The organism is Azospirillum ramasamyi (genome assembly GCF_003233655.1).
GTDB classification, from domain to species: domain Bacteria; phylum Pseudomonadota; class Alphaproteobacteria; order Azospirillales; family Azospirillaceae; genus Azospirillum; species Azospirillum ramasamyi.
The window spans coordinates 207,118-226,327 of record NZ_CP029833.1 but is presented as its reverse complement, the minus strand read 5'-3'; the positions used below and the strand labels follow the sequence as shown (position 1 = coordinate 226,327).

Here is a 19,210-nt window from a genome sequence, read left to right as displayed (position 1 = left end):
GAGGGCGGGCATAAAGCCTGATGGGTCAGGCTTTATGCCCGATGATATCAGAGGCCCAGAACGTCCCGCATGGTATAGAGGCCGGGCGTCTTGTCCTGGGCCCACAGGGCGGCGCGGACGGCGCCCTTGGCGTAGATCTGGCGGCCGGAGGCCTTGTGGGTCAGCTCGATCCGCTCGCCCTCGCTGGCGAAGATCACCGTGTGGTCGCCGATGACGTCGCCGCCGCGCAGCGTGGCGAAGCCGATCTCGCCGCGCGGACGGGCGCCGGTGTGGCCGTCGCGGACCTTCTGCCAGACATCCTCGAGCTTCACCCCGCGCCCGGCCGCAGCGGCATGGCCGAGGCCCAGCGCCGTGCCGGACGGCGCGTCCACCTTGCGGCGGTGGTGCATTTCCAGGATGTCGATGTCGAAGTCGTCGCCCAGCGTGTGGGCGACCTGCTCCACCAGCGCCAGCAGCAGGTTGACGCCCAGCGACATGTTCGGCGACTGGATGATGGCCGTGTGGGTGGCCGCGGCGGCGATGGCCGCCTGCTGCGACGGGTTCAGGCCGGTGGTGCCGACGACCAGCACGGTTTCCGATTGGGCGGCCAGGGCGGCATGGCGCTCGGTCGCGTCGGGGCTGGTGAAGTCGATCACCGCGTCGGCCTCCGCGAACAGGGCGACCGGATCGTCGATGGCGGTCACGCCCAGCGGGTCCAGCCCGGCCAGCACGCCCAGATCCTTGCCCAGCGCCGGGCCGCCCACCCGCTCGGTCCCGCCCGCCAGCGTGCAGCCCGCGGTCGCCGCGATCTCGCGCACCAGCATCTGCCCCATGCGCCCCGCGCACCCGACGACACCGATCTTCATGACGCCAATCCCCTGTTCAGCTCTTCCGCCGGGCTTCCCCGTCCTCAGCGGTTTAGCACAGGCCCGGCCGGGGCTTAAGCTACTGATTCAGAGCGGTTGCTTTGGGAACGTTCCTCTCTGCCGCTGTGGTGTTCTTCTGTGCACCAGGAACTCGATTTCCATCATCCGCAAACTCGACCATTGCGTGTTTGCTAAAGATTAAGTACAATCATAACAGGTATAATATTAATGCTATGGGCTTACAAAGAGAAATATAACTTTAAAAATGCCTTTAATGTATATACGATTTGTCTCATGAGCGTAGATGTCTGTGCGCCCGACCAGTGATGATTTGGAAAGATCAACCACCACTGAAGACGCACAATCAATAATTGAATATCTATTAAGATGGAGTAGAAACCGCCATGAAGCGTGAAAATCTCTTTGTTGCTGCCTTAGGCTTTCTCGCCACAGTTGCCTTAGAGCGCCTAACAGAACCATCTCTGGACGAAGCGCCAGCAGATGAGGCTGGCCGCGATATGGTGAAAGGCAGTGAAGATGTCGGCGCGCCGTTCGTAGCGGACGGCGATGCGGCGGAAGCGGGCAAACCAAGCGAGCGTACGCTCGACCACCCATCGGTGTCGGCCAAGACGCTCGCTGCTCTCGACGCCACGCCGGGCGATCCGCGGAATGATCGCTCGTTGGCGCAGCGCCTGCCGGCAGTGTGCAAAGTCGTAGCCCTTGTCGGCGTGCAGCTTGGCCGGGCGGCGCCGGGGCCGGCCCGCACACTGGCGGATCGCCGGCACGGCATCGACCAGCGCCTCCAGCAGCTTGCTGTCGTGCCGGTTGGCTGGCGAGATCCTCAGGGCGAGCGGGATGCCGTTAGCATCGACGAGGATGTGGCGCTTGGAGCCCGGCTTGCCGCGATCCGTCGGGTTCGGGCCGGTCTCCTCACCCCCCTTTTTGCCGGGACGCTGGCGCTGTCCACCGCTGCACGATCCCAGTTGATGGCGTTGGCATAGCCGAGCCGGTCGAGCAGCACACGATGCAGCCGTTCCCACACGCCAGCCCGATGCCACTCGTGCAGACGCCGCCAGCAGGTCATCCCCGAGCCGCAGCCCATCTCCACCGGCAGAAGCTCCCAAGGAATACCCGTGCGCAGCACGAATAGGATGCCGGTCAGCGCCGCACGATCGTCCAACCGGGGCCGTCCGCCTTTTGGCTTGGGCGGCTCCGGCGGGATCAGCGGTTCGATGATCGCCCACAAGGCGTCGGAAACAAGAGGGGCTGCCATGCCCCTACCAACCGTTCCTGGCCGGTTTTGTTACGCACTCTTAATGATCGCGAACACGCAAGCTGCATCAGCCTATGACCTATTGCCGTACGCCGTAGATAAAATTGATAAGAACGGAAATTACATTTTGAAAGGAGGAGAACTTCATATCGGAGATGAAATAAGTACTTATAATGAGTACCCAGTATTATTTTCTAGAAGAAAATTGCCTAGAGGTACAAATGGGGGTCTGGTTGTTAGTTTTGAAAATATCGAGCCATACATGATGAAAATTCGCGGAGCAACAGTTTTTCTCAATCTTTCAGAGACATCAAAAGCTAGCTTCTTCGTTTATTCGTGCAGTAAGAACGGTATGTTTTCTTTCGAGATCCAAGAGGGAGAAAAATATCTTTTGAGCGATAGGAAGACAATGACGAAAGAGGGGTTCAATAAAGTATTCAAGAATTATAGCAATGGATTTGCCGAGATATCCTATCCGTCCGGCAGCCTGGGGTCGCATACCCATCTTATTGAGATCCACAATGACAGGGATGTTGATGAGTTGGTGGTTGGTGCATTTTATTTTGACTTTATGCAATCTGCCATCCAGTCCGCCGGAAAGCAAATAATTGACTCTATGTTCGGGGACAATATAAAGCCCATAAAGAAAATGTATGAAGAAATAGAAAAGAAGATAGACAAAAATGAATTCAAAAAATTGTGAAGAAATCGAATGACAGCTTTGATAAAATTTGCCTATCCGCAGGAGATTCTTATGCAACAAAAATGTTGTGCGATGGCGCGAGGGATTACCTTGTTTCCTACAATATAGCGAAGCTGTCCGCACCCTATATGTGTGGTAGGTAATGGAATCTGCCACTTAGGTTGTGTCTGATTTGAATTGAGTATCGTCCTTGGGCATAAAGCCTGACGCATCAGGCTTTATGCTCCATGTTGTCAGTCGCGTTCTATGCGCCAAGGCAGCCGCGCAGCGACGCGGCGAGGTTGCGCATCAGGGTGGGGTAGAGCGCCTCACCCTCCGGCAGTTCGGAGCCCTCGGGGTCGAGCACGCCGGTCCTGGCCTTGGTGCCCTCCACCACCGTCCGGACCAGCGTCGGTTCGAACTGCGGTTCGGCGAAGACGCAGGCGGCTCCCAGCCCGCCGATCTTGGCGCGGATCGCCGACAGCCGCTTGGCGGAGGGGCGACGGTCCGGGCTGACGGTGATGGAACCCACCGCCGACAGGCCGTAGCGCGCCTCGAAATACTGGTAGGCGTCGTGGAAGACGACGAAGGGCTTGTCCTTCACCGGAGCCAGAGCAGCCTTCAATTCGGCATCCAGCGCGTCGAGTTCCTGCAGCTTGCGGTCGGCGTTCTTGCGGTAGGCCTCCGCATTGGCCGGATCCCCGGCGGCCAGCGCCTCCGCCGCCGCCTCGACGATGGCGCGGGCGTTGGCGGGGTCGAGCCAGATGTGGGTGTTCAGTTCCCCATGTTCATCGGCGTGGTCGTGGTCTTTATGGTCGTGATCTTGATGGCCATGGCCCCGCTTTTTGCCATGGTCATGCGCATCCCAGGCGCCGCCCTCGCGGGTTTCCAGCAGGGTCAGGCCCTTCAGATCCATCAGCGTCAGCAGCGTCGCCCTGGGCGCGTTGGCCCTCAGCGGCTTTTCCAGGAAGCTCTCCAGTTCCGGCCCCACCCAGACCACCAGATCGGCGGCCGCCAGCGCCTTCGCGTCCGACGGCTTCATCGTGTAGCTGTGCGGCGATGCGCCGCCGCGCACCAGCAGCGTCGGCTCGCCCACCCCATGCATGACCGACGCGACCAGGGAGTGGATCGGTTTGATCGACACCACCACCTTCGGTGCCTGTGCATGGGCCGGCGCCTCTGCATGGGCCGGCAAGGCAGCGGCCGCTGCAAGCACTGCAGCAAGGACTGCGGCGAAGGCTGCGGTCAGGATGGCGGACAGCGCGGATCGGCGCATGGGAGGGATCCTCTCGACTTGCTGGACAGGCTGCTGGTTTCAGCGCATAGGGATGCCACATCCAGTTTGGTGTCACGTTATAACGTAACATGTCAACACCCCATCCAAGCCGCGATACCTCCGCGCTCTTCGCCGGCCCGCTCGCCTGGACCGAGGATCTGACCGTCCGATTCGGCCGCCGCACCGTGCTGGACCGCGTCAACGTCGCCGTCCAGCCGGGGGAGGTGGTGACGCTGATCGGCCCGAACGGTGCCGGAAAGACGACGCTGGTGCGCGCCGTGCTGGGGCTGGTGGCGCCCGACGGCGGGCGGGTGCTGCGGCGCCCGAACCTGCGCGTCGGCTACATGCCGCAGAAGCTGTCGGTGGACCAGACGCTTCCGCTGACCGTGCGCCGGTTCCTGGCGCTGTGGCGGCCGGTGACCGCCGAACGGGTGGAGGCGGCGCTGGAGGAGGCCGGGGTGACACGGCTGGCCGACTCGGCGGTGCAGACCATCTCCGGCGGCGAGATGCAGCGGGTGCTGCTGGCCCGCGCCCTGCTGGGCGACCCCGACCTGCTGGTCCTCGACGAACCGGACCAGGCGGTGGACGTCCATGGGCAGGCGGAGCTGTTCAACCGCATCGCCCAGGTGCGGCAGCGGCGCGGCTGCGGCGTGCTGCTGGTCAGCCACGACCTGCACACGGTGATGGCGCGCACCGACCGGGTGGTGTGCCTGAACGGCCATGTCTGCTGTTCCGGCCGGCCGGAGGACGTCAGCCGCCACCCGGAATATCATGCGCTGTTCGGCGGCCATGCCGCCGACCTCGCCGTCTACGTCCATCACCACGACCACGCCCATGCCGAGGACGGCAAGGTCGTGCCCGACCATGACGGGGGCTGCTGCCATGGATGACTTCGTGATCCGCGCGCTGATCGCCGGCGGCGGCATCGCCCTGCTGGCCGGGCCGCTGGGGTCTTTCGTGGTGTGGCGGCGCATGGCCTATTTCGGCGACACGCTGGCCCATTCGGCCTTGCTGGGCGTGACGCTGGGCTTCCTGCTGGGCGTCAACCCGATGGTGGGCGTGATGGCGGTCTGTGTGGCGCTGGCGCTGGCGCTGGTGGCCTTGCAGCGGCGGCGCACCCTGGCGGCGGACACGCTGCTGGGCATCCTGTCGCATGGATCGCTGTCGCTGGGGCTGGTGGCCCTGGCCTTCCTGGAGACGCTGCGCGTCGACCTGATGGCCTATCTGTTCGGCGACATCCTGTCGGTGACCGACGGCGACCTGATGGCGATATACGGTGGCGGCGCGGTGGCGCTGACCGGGCTGGCGCTGCTGTGGCACCGGCTGCTGGCGGTGACTGTGGACGAGGATCTGGCGCGGGTGGAGGGCATGCCGGTCGACGCCCTGCGGCTGGCCTTCATGCTGCTGATCGCGCTGGTGATCGCCATCGCCATGAAGATCGTCGGTATCCTGCTGATCACCTCGCTGCTGATCATCCCGGCCGCCGCCGCCCGCCGTTTCGCCCGCACGCCGGAGGGCATGGCGGCGCTGGCCTCGGTCCTGGGCGTCGTGGCGGTGGCCGCCGGACTGCTTGCGTCGCTGAACTGGGATCTGCCGGGGGGGCCGAGCGTGGTGGTGGCCGCCGCCGCGCTGTTCCTGCTGGGATCGCTGGTGCCGCTGCGGCGTTGATCGCAATCAGGAAAAGAAAACGGCCTTATGGATTTCCCGTTTGCGGATGCAACCGCCTGCGCCATAGTCCGCGGGCGGACGCGATGGCGGATGGGCCGCCATCGCCGCCGCACGAACGGAGGGTTTGAGGATGGAACGCTTCCTCACTCTCCTGATCCTGGTGCTGGAGATCGTCAAGCGGCTGCTTGACCTTCTGATGCACTAAGATCGGGCGGGCGGGCCGGGGAAATGCAGTCCCCGGCTCGCCTACCCCCGATATTGGTGCCGCACCCGCCCGCTGTCAACGGGCAGCCGGAAAACACTCATTCGTCGATGTTGCGCGCCAGGACTTCGCGCTTGCCGGAGTGGTTGGGCTTGCTGACCACCCCTTCGGTTTCCATCCGCTCGATCAGGCGGGCGGCGGAGTTGTAGCCGATGCGCAGCTGGCGCTGGATGAAGCTGGTCGAGGCCTTGCGCTCGCGGCAGACCACCGCCACCGCCTTGTCGTAGAGGTCGTCGCCGGACCCGCCGCCGGTGCCGGGCAGGCCGCCGTCGTCGAAGGACGCTTCGCCCTCCTCGTCCTCCAGGATGGCGTCGACATAGTTGGGCTCGCCCTGCGCCTTGAGGAACCTGACGATCTGCTCGACCTCGTGGTCGGAGACGAAGGGGCCGTGGACGCGGGTGATGCGGCCGCCGCCGGCCATGTAGAGCATGTCGCCCTGGCCCAGCAGCTGTTCGGCGCCCTGTTCGCCCAGGATGGTGCGGCTGTCGATCTTGCTGGTGACCTGGAAGCTGATGCGGGTCGGGAAGTTGGCCTTGATGGTGCCGGTGATGACGTCCACCGACGGGCGTTGCGTCGCCATGATCAGGTGGATGCCGGCGGCGCGCGCCATCTGGGCCAGACGCTGGATCGCCGCCTCGATGTCCTTGCCGGCGACCAGCATCAGGTCGGCCATCTCGTCGACGATGACCACGATGTACGGCAGTTCGGTGAGGTCGAGCGGCTGTTCCTCGAACAGCGGCTTGCCGGTGTCGGGATCGAAGCCGGTCTGGACGCGCCGGGTCAGCGACTCGCCGCCCTCGCGCGCCTCGCGCAGGCGGGCGTTGTAGCCCTCGATGTTGCGGACGCCGAGCTTGGACATGTTGCGGTAGCGGTCCTCCATCTCCCGCACCGTCCATTTCAGCGCGACCACCGCCTTCTTGGGGTCGGTGACGACGGGGGTCAGCAGGTGGGGGATGCCCTCATAGACCGACAGCTCCAGCATCTTGGGGTCGATCATGATGAAGCGGCAGCGCTCCGGCGGCAGCCGGTAGAGCAGCGACAGGATCATGGTGTTGATCGCCACCGACTTGCCCGAGCCGGTGGTGCCGGCGACCAGAAGGTGGGGGAAGCGGGCGAGGTCGGCGACCACCGGCTGTCCGCCGATGTCCTTGCCCAGCGCCAGCGCCAGCTTGCCGCCATGCTTGTCGAAGCCCTCCGCCGCCATCAGCTCGCGCAGCAGCACGGTCTCGCGCTTGGCGTTCGGCAGTTCGACGCCGATGACGTTGCGGCCGGGCACCACGGCGACGCGGACCGACACGGCGCTCATCGAGCGGGCGATGTCGTCGGCAAGGCCGATGACGCGGGAAGACTTGGTGCCGGGGGCCGGCTCCAGCTCGTACAGGGTGACGACCGGGCCGGGATGGACCTTCTGGATCTCGCCGCGCACGCCGAAATCGCCCAGCACGCCCTCCAGTTGGCCGGCATTGCGCTGCAGGGCGGCCTCGTCGAGCTGCTCGCCGCGGATGCCGGCGGGCGGCGCCTGCAGCAGGTCGAGCGGCGGCAGCTCGTAGCCCGGCGGACCATCCTCCTCGCCCAGCGGCAGGCGGGTCTGGCGCGGGTCGGCCTTGGCGGCGTCACGCTCCGACGCGGCGGATTTGGGCGGAGCGACGATGGGGACCGGGCGCAGCGGCTTCTCTGCGGCGGACGGCGGCACCGGGCCGGCGTCCAGGCCGGCGGGGGGAAGCGGATCGACGCGCACGGCATCGTCGAAGCTGGGGCCGCCGCGCTTGGGAGACCTGTCGCCGCGCCCCTCGCCGCGCCCGTCGCTGCGAAGCGCGTCGTCCACGGCGATGGAGGCGGTCTGTACCGCCGCCTGCGCCGCGTTGCGGCCATGGCGGCGCAGGGCATCGACGCCGCTCCGGGCGCCATGGCGGATCAGATGGACGCCGTTCACGGTGCCGCGGCCCAGCGCGCGGAAGCTGGCGATCCATTCACCGATGGTCAGGCCGGCCGCCAGGAACAGCACCAGCCCGCCGCCGACCGCGGCGACGGTCGCCACCATCGGCTCCGCACCGAACAGGTTGCCGACGCCGCGCAGCAGGATCTGGCCGATGCTGCCGCCCGGCAGCGGGGCGAGCGGATCGGTGGAGGCGTGGGTCAGGCCGGCCAGCGCCATCGACACCAGGATCACCCCCCACAGCGCCAGTACGGTGCGGAACAGCGGGTTCCCCAGCTTGCGCTGGGCGCCCAGCCGCCAGCCCCAGAACATCGGCACCAGCGCGATGACGAAGGCGGCCCAGCCCAGCGACTGGATCAGAAGGTCGGCGACATAGGCGCCGGGGGGGCCGAACAGGTTGTGGGTGTCCCCCGCCGTGGCGGGAACCGAGTTGAGCGAGGCGTCGCGCGGGTCGTAGCTGCCCAGCACCACCATCAGCAGCAGGCCGAACAGGCCCAGCACGAAGCCCATCGCCTCGCGCGCGCGGGCGACGACGAAGGCGCGCATCGCCGGGGAGAAGAAGGGCGGCTTCTCCTGCCGGCTGCGGCCGGCGCGCAGGCGGTCCTTCCCCGGATCCTTGGCTCCCAGCTCCTTGGCGCTATCGCGTGGCGACCCCTTGCGCGGGCTGGGGGCGGTCCGTCCCAGGCTGGGCCGGGGGCGCGCGGAGGTGGGGCCGGCGGGTCGGGCCATGGGGCGGAAACCTCGTGCTGTAGAAACCGAAGATTAGGTGCTGGTCGGAGCGGGGGCTGGCCGGAATCGGTCAGCCGAGAATGCGGACGATGGACGCACAGGCCTGGGCGACGGTGTCGGTGTCCTGCACCAGGGCGACGCGGATATAGGCATCGCCGGGGTTCGGCTCGCCGGGGTTGCTGCGCGACAGGTAGGCGCCGGGCAGCACGCGGACCGCGCCCTCCGCCCACAGGCGCTTCGCGGCCTCTTCGCCGTTGCCGACCTCCAGCCACAGGAAGAAGCCGCCGGCCGGCCGGCAATAGCCGTAGCGCCCGCCCAGCTCCGCCTCCGCCGCCGCGAATTTGGCGCGGTAGGCGGCGCGGTTCTCCTCGACATGCGCCTCGTCGCGCCACAGCGCGGTGCTGGCGGCCAGGACCGGCAGCGGCATGCCGGCACAGCCGTAGCTGCGCAGGCGGGAGAAGCGCCCGATCAGCGCCGGATCGCCGGCGACGAAGCCGGAGCGCAGGCCCGCCGCGCTGGAGCGCTTGGACAGGGAATGGAAAACCAGCAGGTTGGCCCAGGGCTTGCCATCCTCGTGCGGCAGGGCGGTCGCGACCTGCAGCGCGCCGGCCGGCGGGGCGTCCAGCCAGATCTCGGCATAGCATTCGTCGACCGCCAGCACGAAGCCGTATTGCCGCGCCAGCCCGATGGCCTTGGCCAGATAGGCCGGCGTGGCGGCGGCGCCCTGCGGGTTCGCGGGGGTGCAGAGATAGAAGAGGGCCGTGCGCTCCAGGAGTTCCGGGGTCAGCGCGTCCAGGTCGGGCAGGAAGCCGGTCTCGCGCGTGGCCGACAGGAACACCGGCTCCGCCCCCGCCATCACCGCCGCTCCCTCGTAGGGGGCATAGAAGGGGTTGGGCATCAGGACCGCGGGCTGGCGCCCGGCCTTGCGCGTCGGCACCGCCAGCAGGGCCAGCATGAACAGCGCCTCGCGCGTGCCGGACAGCGGCAGGATCGAGCTGTCGGCATGCAGCAGCCCGGCCGGCAGATCGTAGCGGCGGGTCAGCCAGTCGCCGGCCGCGGCGCGGAATTCCGGCGTGCCGCCGACCGGCGGATACTTGTTCCAGCCGGCGCTGTTGGCGCGCAGCGTCTCCTCGATGATGGCGGGCGGGGTGTGCTGCGGCTCGCCCACGGTCAGCAGGATGGGGGCGACGTTGGCACGCGGGGTGATCGGCGCCAGCAGGTTGGCCAGCCGGGTGAAGGGATAGTCGGTCAGCAGGTCGAGCCGGTCGTTGCCGATCGCCTCGGTGAAGACTGCACCGCTGTTGACGCTGAAATCGGCAGAGACCATGACGACCGGAACCCTCTTCCCAACCCTGGGCGCCGTACCCCGGCCTTGGGGAGGCGGCCACGTCCATGTCCGGCCGATCCTATCGGCGCCGGAGTAGGGGCACAAGCGCGCAAAACCCTTGAGCGGAGCAGGTGGCCGAACGGTCACACCCGGGCAAGGGCCAGCGTAAGTACCAGGGCAGGTCTCCGTCCTTCCCCATGTTATACCCGGATGATATCGTCCCCGGATTCCATCCGGGTAAAATGGCGCTCTCACAGCCGGAGTTCCGTCCATGGCCGTCACCGTCGAGACCCTCTGCACCGCCTTCCGTGGCGAGCGGCGCCTTGCCGCTGGGGATGCGCTGAGCGTCGCACGGGCCTTGCGGGCGGCACTGGATGCGGAGCCGGATGGACCGCCGGTGCTGGTGTTCGACGATGCCACCGGAAAGGCGGTCGACCTCGATCTGCGGGGAAGCGATGAGGAGGTCGCGTGGCGTCTCGCTCCCCCGCCGCGGGGGCCGGGCCGGCCGAGGCTGGGGGTGGTGGCGCGCGAGGTGACGCTGCTTCCGCGTCATTGGGAATGGCTGAACGCCCAGCCGGGCGGGGCGTCGGTGGCGCTGCGCAAGCTGGTGGACGGGGCGCGCAAGGGGAACGAGGCGAAGGACCGGGTGCGCCGTGCGCAGGATGCCGCCTATCGCGTCATGTTGGAACTGGCCGGCGACCGGCCGGGCTATGAGGAGGCGGTTCGGGCGCTCTATGCCGCTGACCGCACGCGATTCGACGCAGTCACGGCGGATTGGCCGGCCGACCAGCTGGACTATGTGCGCAGGCTGGCGGCGGATGCGTTTTCCGGCTGAGGAAGCGGACAGGCGCGCAGACGCGCGCCCGCCATGGCCGGCAGCGCTTACAGCGCCTCGGAGTTGGTCTCGCCGGTGCGGATGCGCACGGCCTGGGCGATCTCCAGCACGAAGATCTTGCCGTCGCCGATGCGGCCGGTGTTGGCGGCCTTCTGGATCGCCTCGACCACCTGCTCGTACTGGTCGTCGGCAACCGCGACCTCGACCTTCACCTTGGGCAGGAAGCTCACGGAATATTCGGCGCCGCGGTAGATTTCCGTCTGGCCCTTCTGGCGGCCGAAGCCCTTGACCTCGCTGACGGTCAGGCCTTGAATCCCGAGCGACGTCAGCGCCTCGCGCACTTCGTCGAGCTTGAACGGCTTGATGATGGCCATAACCAGTTTCATGTGGCTTCCCCTTAAAGCGTTGTTCCGGCCGCGGATAAAGGCCTTGCCGCCAGTTGCGGTTCCAGTCCGGCCAGACAGCCGTTCCGTCCGCTGATATGACCCAAGCCTGTTCGCGTCGACCGCAAAAAGCAACGATTACAAGAATCGTGCCGGTTGAAAGGCGCTGCAACAATGGGAATATGCCTGTTGATTGGGCGCTCAAAAGGGCGGCATCTGCTCAAAAACTGCCCAGCGGCAATCTGTCCGATGCACGGCGGCCGCCGGCTGGGGACAGGAGACTGGACAGGACGCCCCCGTGCGACAATTGTTTCACCGCGCGCGGCGCCGGCAAGGCTCATGTCCGGCCGGTCGACCGCGGCGCAGACGCAAGAAGGCGAGAGGGCAGCGAGCATCATGGCCGTACCGGGCACCGAATCGGGCAACGCGACCGTCCCCCCCCAGGGAGGCGTCGGCGGCGTCGGCGGCGACATCACCACCGAAGTCGTGGTGCTGGGCGGCGGTCTGGCCGGGCTGACCATGGCGGCGGCGCTGGCCAGCGCCGGCGTGCCGGTGGTCTGCATCGACCAGGACAGCCCGGAACGGATGGGCGGCCAGGGCTTCGACATCCGCACCACCGCCATCTCCTACGCCTCCAAGATGGTGCTGGAGGCGGCGGGCGTCTGGCGCCACATGGCCGATCAGGCCGGCCCGATGCTGGACATCCGCATCGCCGACCAGTTCTCGCCCCTGTTCATCCATTACGACCACACCGAACTGGCGATGGAGGGCAAGCACCAGCCCTTCGGCTGGATCCTGGACAACAAGGACATCCGCCGCGCCCTGTTCACCCGCGCCGCCGAACTGCCGGGGCTGGTCCATCTGGCGCCGGCCAAGGCGACGGCGGTGGAGCGCACGCGGTCCGGCGTGTCGGTCACGCTCGCCGACGGGCGCAGGGTGCGCGGCCGGCTGCTGGTCGGCGCCGACGGGCGGCGGTCGCTGGCGCGCGAGAGCGCCGGGATCAAGGTGCGGCGCTGGTCCTACGACCAGAGCGCCATCATCTGCACCATCCGCCATACCGACCCGAACAAGGGCATCGCGGTCGAGCATTTCCTGCCCAACGGCCCCTTCGCCGTCCTGCCGATGACCGACAACCGCTGTTCCATCGTGTGGAGCGAGAAGACGTCGCTGGTCGACACCTATCTCAACCTGCCCGACGACCAGTTCATCGACGAGCTGCAGCGGCGCTCCGGCGGCTATCTGGGCGAGATCACGCTGCTGACCAAGCGCGAGGCCTGGCCGCTGTCGGTGCTGCTGGCCGACCGTTTCGTCGCCGACCGGCTGGCCCTGGTGGGGGAGGCGGCGCATGCCATCCATCCCATCGCCGGGCAGGGGCTGAACCTGGGCATGCGCGACGTCGCGGCATTGGCCGAGGTGGTGGTCGACGCCTATCGCCTCGGCCTCGACGTCGGCGGGCCGGAGGTGCTTGCCCGCTTCCAGCGCTGGCGCCGTTTCGACACCGTGCTGCTGGCGGCGGTGTGCGACGGGCTGGTCCACCTGTTCTCCAACAGCATCCCGCCGCTGAAGCTGGCGCGCAACCTGGGCATGGCGGCGATCAACCGCCTGCCGCCGGTCAAGCGCTTCTTCATGAAGCACGCCATGGGCGTGGTCGGCGACCTGCCGCGGATGATCCGGGGCCAGCCGCTTTGAGGCATCCACTTTGAAGCAGCCATTTTGCCGGCACCGGTAATCCTTGGCAGCGGAGGGCGGACGCCTTATGTCCGCCACACGTTGTCAGCCACACTGCCCAGCCAAGCAAGACGGGCCCCTACGACCAAGGATGAAGACCGTGCTTCGCCGCCTCTTCCGCTCTCTGTTTCCTGGCGCCCTGCTGTCCGCCGCCCTCCTGGCGCCGCTGCCGGCCATGCTCGCTCCGCCCGCCGCCGCCGCGCCGGCCACGCCGGTGTCGCTGTCGGCGCAGGACCAGGCCGTCGTCGCCAGGGTCGAGGAGTACCTGAACGGCATCGGCACCCTGCAGTCGAAGTTCCTGCAGGTGGCGCCCAACGGGCGGCAGGCGACAGGCACCTTCAATCTGTGGCGGCCCGGCCGGATGCGGCTGGAGTATGACCCGCCGCTGAAGGACTTCATCGTCGCCGACGGCAGCTTCGTCTTCTATTGGGACGGCGAGATGCGCCAGCAGTCGAGCGCCCCGATCGGATCGACGCTGGCCGACTTCATCCTGCGCAAGAACATCCGCCTGTCCGGCGACGTGACCGTCACCGACGTGTTCCAGGCCCCCGGCGTGATCGAGGTCAGCCTGCTGGAGACCAAGGATCCCGGCAAGGGCACCCTGACCCTGGTGTTCGAGGACCGGCCCTTCCAACTGCGCAAGTGGCGCGTGCTGGACGCCCAGGGCATGACCACCGAGGTCGCCCTGCTGAACCCGCGCACCGACGTCACCTTCGACCGCGAGATGTTCTATTTCAAGGAGCCGACGCGCGGATCGGACTACGGCCGCGGCAACTAAAGCGAATTGGCAATCCGCTTCAGCGTCCGGCGGCTGCCCATTGACGCATCGGACTGACGCCGGACCATCGGTTTGCCGTGCGATGCACGCTTCAGGCGCTTCCGCTTGAAACGCCCGCGCTCTGTCGGTTCGGTATCGTCCGTATGGATGGGGGCGATCAAACAATCCGCCTCCTGTTGTCATGTCGCGAGACGGGCAACGGGAGGCGTTTCATGTCCTACGATCAGGAACGGCGGGCGACGGTCGAGCCCGCAAACGTCAAACCGGCCAACTTCGAACCTGGCAACCGCCTGTACGGCATGAACATGCTGCTGGCGCGCAACTGGTGGGCGCTGGCCCTGCGCGGGGTGGTGGCGATCATTCTGGGAGTCCTGGCGCTGTTGCTGCCGGGCGTGACGGTGGCGACCCTGGCGCTGGTCTTCGCCGCCTATCTGCTGGTGGACGGCATTTTCGCCATCGTGTCCGGCATCCGTGCCTCCCGCAAGAATGAACGCGCGCTGCCCTTCATCCTGGAAGGCGTCGTCAGCCTGATCGTCGGCATCCTCGCCGTGCTGTGGCCGGTCGCCACCATGTTCGCCCTGGTCTTCCTCGTCGCCGCCTGGTCGGTCATCACCGGATTCGCCGAGGTGATGGCTGCCTGGAGCATGGAGCGCACCCACGGCAAATGGGCCTGGGGCGTGGCCGGCGTGCTGTCGATCCTGTTCGGCTTGAGCATGTGGGTGCTGCCGGATCTGGGCCTGCTGGCGCTCGCCTGGGGGACGGCGGCCTATCTGATCGCCTTCGGGGTGCTGGCGCTGGTGACCGCCCTCCGGCTGCGCCGCCGCCATCAGGAAAGCGGCGGCTCCGGCGCCGGGATGACGACGGCCGTCTGAGGCGATCGTCTGAGTCGGCGGCCTTGAATCCGCGCGGCGCCGGCGGCCGATCGACTGCTCCTATCACTCCGTTTCGAAAAATCTATTGGACGGAACAGAAGGTTATGAGCATTCTTTGAATCGTTCCAGACAGGAATCCCATTCCTGGGTCTTGTCCTGGCGGGCCTCCCCTCCGGTGCCGAAGGATGGCTGGTCGACCCACCCGGAAGGGCGGGGTGCTTGGGGATGTGCGGGCACGTTCAATCCAACGCCCCGGCGCCTCCGCCCTTCCGGGTTCGGCCGCCGGTGCCCCGAAGACCCGGTTCACCTCTGCCGGCCCTCCTTTGCCGGCCCTCCTCTGCCGAATGGGGCGGGAACCGCCCGCCGCCGATGGCCGTTTTCCAAATGCGGGTCATATCGGCCGTTGGGAAGGACGGAACGGAATGGAAGGCGGATTGACGGACTGGCTGGTGCAGACCATGCACCACCTCCACTATGTCGGGATCTTCCTGCTGGTGGCGCTCGCGCGGATTTTCCCGCCGCTGCCGGCCGAGTCGGTGATCCCGCTGGCCGGGATCGGCGCGGCGACCGGCGAGTTCACGCTGGTCGGGATCGCCATCGCCGGCGGGCTCGGTTCGCTGGCCGGGCAGCTGGTGTGGTTCCTGCCCAGCCGGCTGATGGGGCGCGACCGGCTGGAAGCCTTCCTGAAGAAATACGGTCCCTGGCTGACCATCAATCCGAAGAAGGTGCGGCGGAGCACCGACTGGTTCGCCAAGCGCGGCGGCATCGCCGTGCTGTTCTCGCAGCCGGTGCCGGGGGTGCGCACCCTGATCTCGATCCCGGCGGGCGCGTGCAAGATGCCGATCCTGAACTATGCGCTGGCCTCGGGGGTCGGGTCGATCCTGTGGACGGCGCTGCTGGCCTGGACCGGCTACATGCTGTCCACCTGGCCTTTCGCGCACCGGCTGGTCGGCTATTTCACCGTCGGGCTGCTGGTGGTGCTGGTCGGGCTCTATCTGTGGCGGCTGGCCGGGCACCTGCATCTGCTGCGCAAGGGGGCGGGCGGCGACAAGACCCCCACCGTCACGCCGCAACCGGGCTGTTGAAGGCGGGCTGTTGAAGGCGGGCTGCTGAGGGTGGGCTGCCGCGGAGGCCTCAGGCCCCGGCGATGCCGGTGGCGGCCATGCCCAGCGCCCACAGGCCGAAGGCGCCGAGCGCCAGGCCGGTGCAGTGGTTCAGCATCGCCAGCGCGCGGTCGGAGATGCGGTGGCGCACGGCGGCGACGCCCATCGACAGGGTCAGCCACCACAGCGACGATCCGAGGAAGACGCCCAGCACCAGCGTCGAGGCCTCCAGCCGGTCCAGCGTGCCGCCCAGCCCGAATCCGGCGAAGATGGCGATGAAGGCCATGATGGTCGCCGGGTTGGTCAAGGTCAGCGACAGGCCGGTCATGAAGCCGGTGAACCAGGATTTGGTGTCGGGGGCGGCCTCCTGTTCCTGCGTGCTGGGGTGCTGGCGGTAGGTGCGGACCGCCACGACCAGCAGGAAGATGCCGCCGACCAGCTGAAAGGCCGTCTCATGCCCGCGCAGGAAGCTGAGCGCCGTCGACACGCCAAAGGCGGCGATGGCTCCATAGAAGGTGTCGGCGATCGCAGCGCCAAATCCGGTGAAGAAGCCCATCAGGGGGCCGTGATGCAGGGTCCGGCGGATGCACAGCAGACCGATCGGCCCGACGGGTGCGGCGATGGCGAATCCGAGAACGATTCCCTGCAAAAGCACCCAGATTTCTTCCACCGAGCGTCGCCCCCAAATTTTCGTCGACAGTTCCAGCAGTCGTCCCCATGGCCGGCTTGCCGCCGTGAAAATGGGACCGGTTCGTCGCCACGACTATCGGCGGGGGTGATAAACGCCCCCGTTGCTGTCGTCAACCGGAGGCGCTCCGAATCGCTGCAGCGTATCGTCCGCTTTCGCTGTTGTGCGGAATGATGGCGCGGCTATCCTTTGCGTCAAGTTTCGGCTTTCCGGAGTGGGTGGGACATGAAGACGCGTATTCTTGCCGCCATGCTGGCGATGTCGGCGATCACCGCGGCGGGCCCCCAGGCGCTGGCGCAGGACTTTTCGCCGGCCGTGGTGTTCGACCAGGGCGGCAAGTTCGACAAGTCCTTCAACGAGGCCGCCTACAACGGTGCCGAACGCTTCAAGAAGGAGACCGGCACCCCCTATCGCGAATTCGAGGTCACGAACGAGGGTCAGCGCGAGCAGGCCCTGCGCACGCTGGTCCGCCGCGGCGCCAGCGTGATCGTCGCCGTCGGCTTCTCGCAGAGCGCGGCGGTGGGGAAGGTGGCGAAGGAGTCGCCCAACACCAAGTTCTGCCTGATCGACGACGTTCTGGATGCTCCCAACGTCCAATCCGTCACCTTCAAGGAGGAGGAGGGTTCCTTCCTGGCCGGCATGGCGGCGGCGCTGGCGTCGAAGACCGGCAAGGTCGGCTTCATCGGCGGCATGGACATCCCGCTGATCCGCAACTTCCTGACCGGCTACGAACAGGGCGTGAAGCATGTGAGGCCCGACGCCGAGGTGTTCGTCAACATGACCGGCACCACGCCGGCCGCCTGGAACGATCCCGGCCGCGGGGCCGAGCTGGCCAGGAGCCAGTTCGCGCGCGGCGCCGACGTGGTCTTCGCCGCGGCGGGCGCCACCGGGCTGGGGGTCATGCAGGCGGCGGCCGATGCCGGCAAGCTCGTCATCGGCGTCGACAGCAACCAGAACCACGTCCATCCCGGCAAGGTGCTGACCTCCATGGTCAAGCGGGTCGACGTCGTCGTCTACGACTGTCTGAAGGCGGCGAAGGAGGGCAACTGGAAGCCCGGACACCGCGTCGTCGGCCTGAAGGAGGACGGCGTCGCCTATGCCCTGGACGAGCATAACCGCAATCTGGTCACGCCGGAGATGGAAGCCAGGCTGGACGAGGCCGAGAAGCAGATCATCGACGGTTCGCTGACGGTCAAGCCCTACAAGCCCTGATACGATCCTGGAACCGGTACCGCCGATGATGCAGGAAAGCCCGCAGCCCGTCCGTTCCGCGACCGCCCTGGAAACGGTGGCGATCAACAAGTGGTTCGGCACCAACCATGCCAACCGCGACGTGTCGCTGTCGGTGCCGGCCGGAACGATCCACGGGGTGATCGGCGAGAACGGCGCCGGAAAGTCGACGATCATGAGCATCGTCTACGGCTATCTGCGCGCCGACGGCGGGGAAATCCGGGTGAACGGCCGGCCAGTCGCCATCCGCACGCCGCGCGACGCGCTGGCCGCCGGCATCGGCATGGTCCACCAGCACTTCATGCTGGTCGATCCCTTCAGCGTGCTGGAGAATGTCCTGCTGGGGGCGGAAGGCGGGATGACCCTGGCTGGCGGCCTCGCCCGCGCCCGGGCCGAGCTGACCCGTCTGGCCCGCGACTATGGGCTGGAGGTCGATCTCGACAGCCCGGTCGGCGACCTGCCGGTCGGCGCCCAGCAGCGGGTGGAGATCCTGAAGGCGCTCTATCGCGGCGCCGACATCCTGATCCTGGACGAGCCCACCGGCGTGCTGACCCCGCAGGAGGCCGACCATCTGTTCCGCATCCTGCGGGCGCTGCGCCAGCAGGGCAAGACGGTCATCATCATCACCCACAAGCTCCGCGAGATCATGGAGCTGACCGACAATGTCACGGTGATGCGGCGCGGGCAGGTGGTCGCCAACGTCGCCACCCGCGACACCAGCCGGGAGCAGCTGGCCGAGCTGATGGTCGGCCGCAAGGTTCTGCTGCGCGTCGACAAGGCACCGGCCCGGCCGGGCGCGGAGATTCTGCGGGTCGAGGGATTGCGGGTGCGCGATCCGTCCGGCGTGGAGCGGGTGAAGGGCGTCGGCCTGTCGGTGCGGGCGGGCGAGATCGTCGGCATCGCCGGGGTGTCCGGCAACGGCCAGTCCGAACTGCTGGAGACGCTGGCCGGGATGCGGCCCATCGCCGGCGGCTCCGTCCGGCTGCGGGGAGAGGAGCTGGCCGGGCATCCCGACCGCTTCAACGCCCATGCGCTGCGCGGGCTCGGCGTCGGCCATGTGCCGGAGGACCGGCAGAGGGTCGGCCTCGTCACCAGCTTTTCGGCGGAGGAATGCTCGATCCTGGGACACCAGGACGATCCGGCCTGGAACGGGCGGGTGCTGCTTGACCGCGAGGCGATCGCCGCCAACTGCGCCCGCCACATGGAGGATTACGACACGCGGCCGCGCGACGGCACGCTGGCGGCGGCCAATTTCTCCGGCGGCAACCAGCAGAAGATCGTGCTGGCGCGCGAGATCGAACGGAACCCCGACCTGCTGCTGGTCGGGCAACCCACCCGCGGCGTCGATATCGGCGCCATCGAGTTCATCCACCGCCGGCTGGTGACCCTGCGCGACCAGGGCAAGGCCATCCTGCTGGTGTCGGTGGAACTGGACGAGATCCGCGCCCTGTCCGACCGCATCGTCGTGATGTTCGACGGGCACATCGTGGGCGAGGTCCTGCCGGACGAGGCCGACGAGAAGACGCTGGGGCTGATGATGGCCGGCTGCAACTGAGGGCCGTCACCCTCCAGGCGGTCATGCCGGCGGTCATCGT

Annotated in this window: 17 protein-coding genes; 10 read left to right on the top strand and 7 right to left on the bottom strand. The window is 67.2% G+C overall.

Translation table 11 applies throughout. From position 1 onward, the window contains the following. Nucleotides 1–47 precede the first annotated feature (47 nt). Nucleotides 48–845: a 4-hydroxy-tetrahydrodipicolinate reductase gene (gene dapB, locus DM194_RS23315; protein WP_111069950.1), complete on the bottom strand. Its 798-nt coding sequence runs from the start codon at nt 843–845 to the stop codon at nt 48–50. A 467-nt stretch (nt 846–1,312) separates the two neighbouring features. Further along, a protein-coding gene (locus DM194_RS23310) for an IS5-like element ISAzba7 family transposase (protein WP_425457329.1) occupies nt 1,313–2,091 on the bottom strand; the annotation gives its coding sequence in 2 pieces (ribosomal slippage) (nt 1,313–1,782 and nt 1,782–2,091; 780 coding nt in all). Between DM194_RS23310 and DM194_RS28325 the strand changes: the two genes are divergently transcribed. Beyond that, nucleotides 1,979–2,821, top strand: coding sequence for a hypothetical protein (locus DM194_RS28325; protein ID WP_246024624.1), 843 nt, complete (start codon nt 1,979–1,981; stop codon nt 2,819–2,821). The two genes, DM194_RS23310 and DM194_RS28325, sit on opposite strands and share 113 nt — an antisense overlap. 244 nt (nt 2,822–3,065) lie before the next feature. On the opposite strand, the gene znuA is transcribed toward DM194_RS28325, so the two are convergent. Further along, entirely contained in the window at nt 3,066–4,076 is a 1,011-nt protein-coding gene (gene znuA, locus DM194_RS23300; RefSeq protein ID WP_111069948.1) for a zinc ABC transporter substrate-binding protein ZnuA, read from the bottom strand. An 89-nt stretch (nt 4,077–4,165) separates the two neighbouring features. On the opposite strand from znuA, the gene znuC reads away from it, so the two are divergent. After that, nucleotides 4,166–4,966 carry a zinc ABC transporter ATP-binding protein ZnuC gene (gene znuC, locus DM194_RS23295; RefSeq protein ID WP_246024612.1) on the top strand — a complete coding sequence of 267 codons (801 nt, stop codon included), beginning with the start codon at nt 4,166–4,168 and terminating at the stop codon, nt 4,964–4,966. Continuing rightward, nucleotides 4,959–5,744 carry a zinc ABC transporter permease subunit ZnuB gene (gene znuB / locus DM194_RS23290; RefSeq protein WP_111069947.1) on the top strand — a complete coding sequence of 262 codons (786 nt, stop codon included), beginning with the start codon at nt 4,959–4,961 and terminating at the stop codon, nt 5,742–5,744. The genes znuC and znuB overlap by 8 nt, the downstream gene beginning before the upstream one ends. Before the next feature lie 302 nt (nt 5,745–6,046). Here znuB and DM194_RS23285 read toward each other — a convergent pair whose 3' ends face one another. Both DM194_RS23285 and DM194_RS23280 read right to left on the bottom strand, forming a co-directional pair. After that, nucleotides 6,047–8,671 carry a DNA translocase FtsK gene (locus tag DM194_RS23285; RefSeq protein ID WP_111069946.1) on the bottom strand — a complete coding sequence of 875 codons (2,625 nt, stop codon included), beginning with the start codon at nt 8,669–8,671 and terminating at the stop codon, nt 6,047–6,049. A 70-nt stretch (nt 8,672–8,741) separates the two neighbouring features. Further along, nucleotides 8,742–9,998: an aminotransferase class I/II-fold pyridoxal phosphate-dependent enzyme gene (locus tag DM194_RS23280; RefSeq protein ID WP_111069945.1), complete on the bottom strand. Its 1,257-nt coding sequence runs from the start codon at nt 9,996–9,998 to the stop codon at nt 8,742–8,744. 271 nt (nt 9,999–10,269) lie between these two features. Between DM194_RS23280 and DM194_RS23275 the strand changes: the two genes are divergently transcribed. After that, the gene (locus DM194_RS23275; protein WP_111069944.1) at nt 10,270–10,833 is read left to right on the top strand and encodes a DUF2239 family protein; all 564 of its coding nucleotides are present in this window, start codon (nt 10,270–10,272) and stop codon (nt 10,831–10,833) included. A 47-nt stretch (nt 10,834–10,880) separates the two neighbouring features. Here DM194_RS23275 and glnK read toward each other — a convergent pair whose 3' ends face one another. Next, nucleotides 10,881–11,219 (bottom strand): P-II family nitrogen regulator, encoded by a 339-nt coding sequence (glnK, locus tag DM194_RS23270; RefSeq protein WP_111069943.1) that lies wholly within the window; start codon nt 11,217–11,219, stop codon nt 10,881–10,883. Between the two features lie 393 nt (nt 11,220–11,612). On the opposite strand from glnK, the gene DM194_RS23265 reads away from it, so the two are divergent. From DM194_RS23265 to DM194_RS23250, 4 genes are all read left to right on the top strand, one after another. Then, entirely contained in the window at nt 11,613–12,905 is a 1,293-nt protein-coding gene (locus tag DM194_RS23265) for a UbiH/UbiF/VisC/COQ6 family ubiquinone biosynthesis hydroxylase (protein ID WP_111069942.1), read from the top strand. A gap of 130 nt (nt 12,906–13,035) precedes the next feature. Next, the gene (locus DM194_RS23260; RefSeq protein ID WP_111069941.1) at nt 13,036–13,722 is read left to right on the top strand and encodes a LolA family protein; all 687 of its coding nucleotides are present in this window, start codon (nt 13,036–13,038) and stop codon (nt 13,720–13,722) included. A 212-nt stretch (nt 13,723–13,934) separates the two neighbouring features. Beyond that, nucleotides 13,935–14,594 carry an HdeD family acid-resistance protein gene (locus DM194_RS23255; protein WP_111069940.1) on the top strand — a complete coding sequence of 220 codons (660 nt, stop codon included), beginning with the start codon at nt 13,935–13,937 and terminating at the stop codon, nt 14,592–14,594. Between the two features lie 434 nt (nt 14,595–15,028). Continuing rightward, a complete protein-coding gene (locus DM194_RS23250) occupies nt 15,029–15,679 on the top strand; it encodes a DedA family protein (RefSeq protein ID WP_246024611.1) in 651 nt (216 codons plus the stop codon). 49 nt (nt 15,680–15,728) lie between these two features. On the opposite strand, the gene DM194_RS23245 is transcribed toward DM194_RS23250, so the two are convergent. Then, on the bottom strand, nt 15,729–16,352 hold the full coding sequence (locus DM194_RS23245; RefSeq protein WP_342792461.1) for a LysE family translocator: 624 nt from the start codon (nt 16,350–16,352) through the stop codon (nt 15,729–15,731). Between the two features lie 258 nt (nt 16,353–16,610). Here DM194_RS23245 and DM194_RS23240 point away from each other — a divergent pair, with 258 nt between their 5' ends. Together DM194_RS23240 and DM194_RS23235 are read left to right on the top strand one after the other, a co-directional pair. Further along, nucleotides 16,611–17,597: a BMP family lipoprotein gene (locus DM194_RS23240; protein WP_111069937.1), complete on the top strand. Its 987-nt coding sequence runs from the start codon at nt 16,611–16,613 to the stop codon at nt 17,595–17,597. A gap of 25 nt (nt 17,598–17,622) precedes the next feature. Then, the gene (locus DM194_RS23235; RefSeq protein WP_111069936.1) at nt 17,623–19,170 is read left to right on the top strand and encodes an ABC transporter ATP-binding protein; all 1,548 of its coding nucleotides are present in this window, start codon (nt 17,623–17,625) and stop codon (nt 19,168–19,170) included. Nucleotides 19,171–19,210 lie beyond the last annotated feature (40 nt).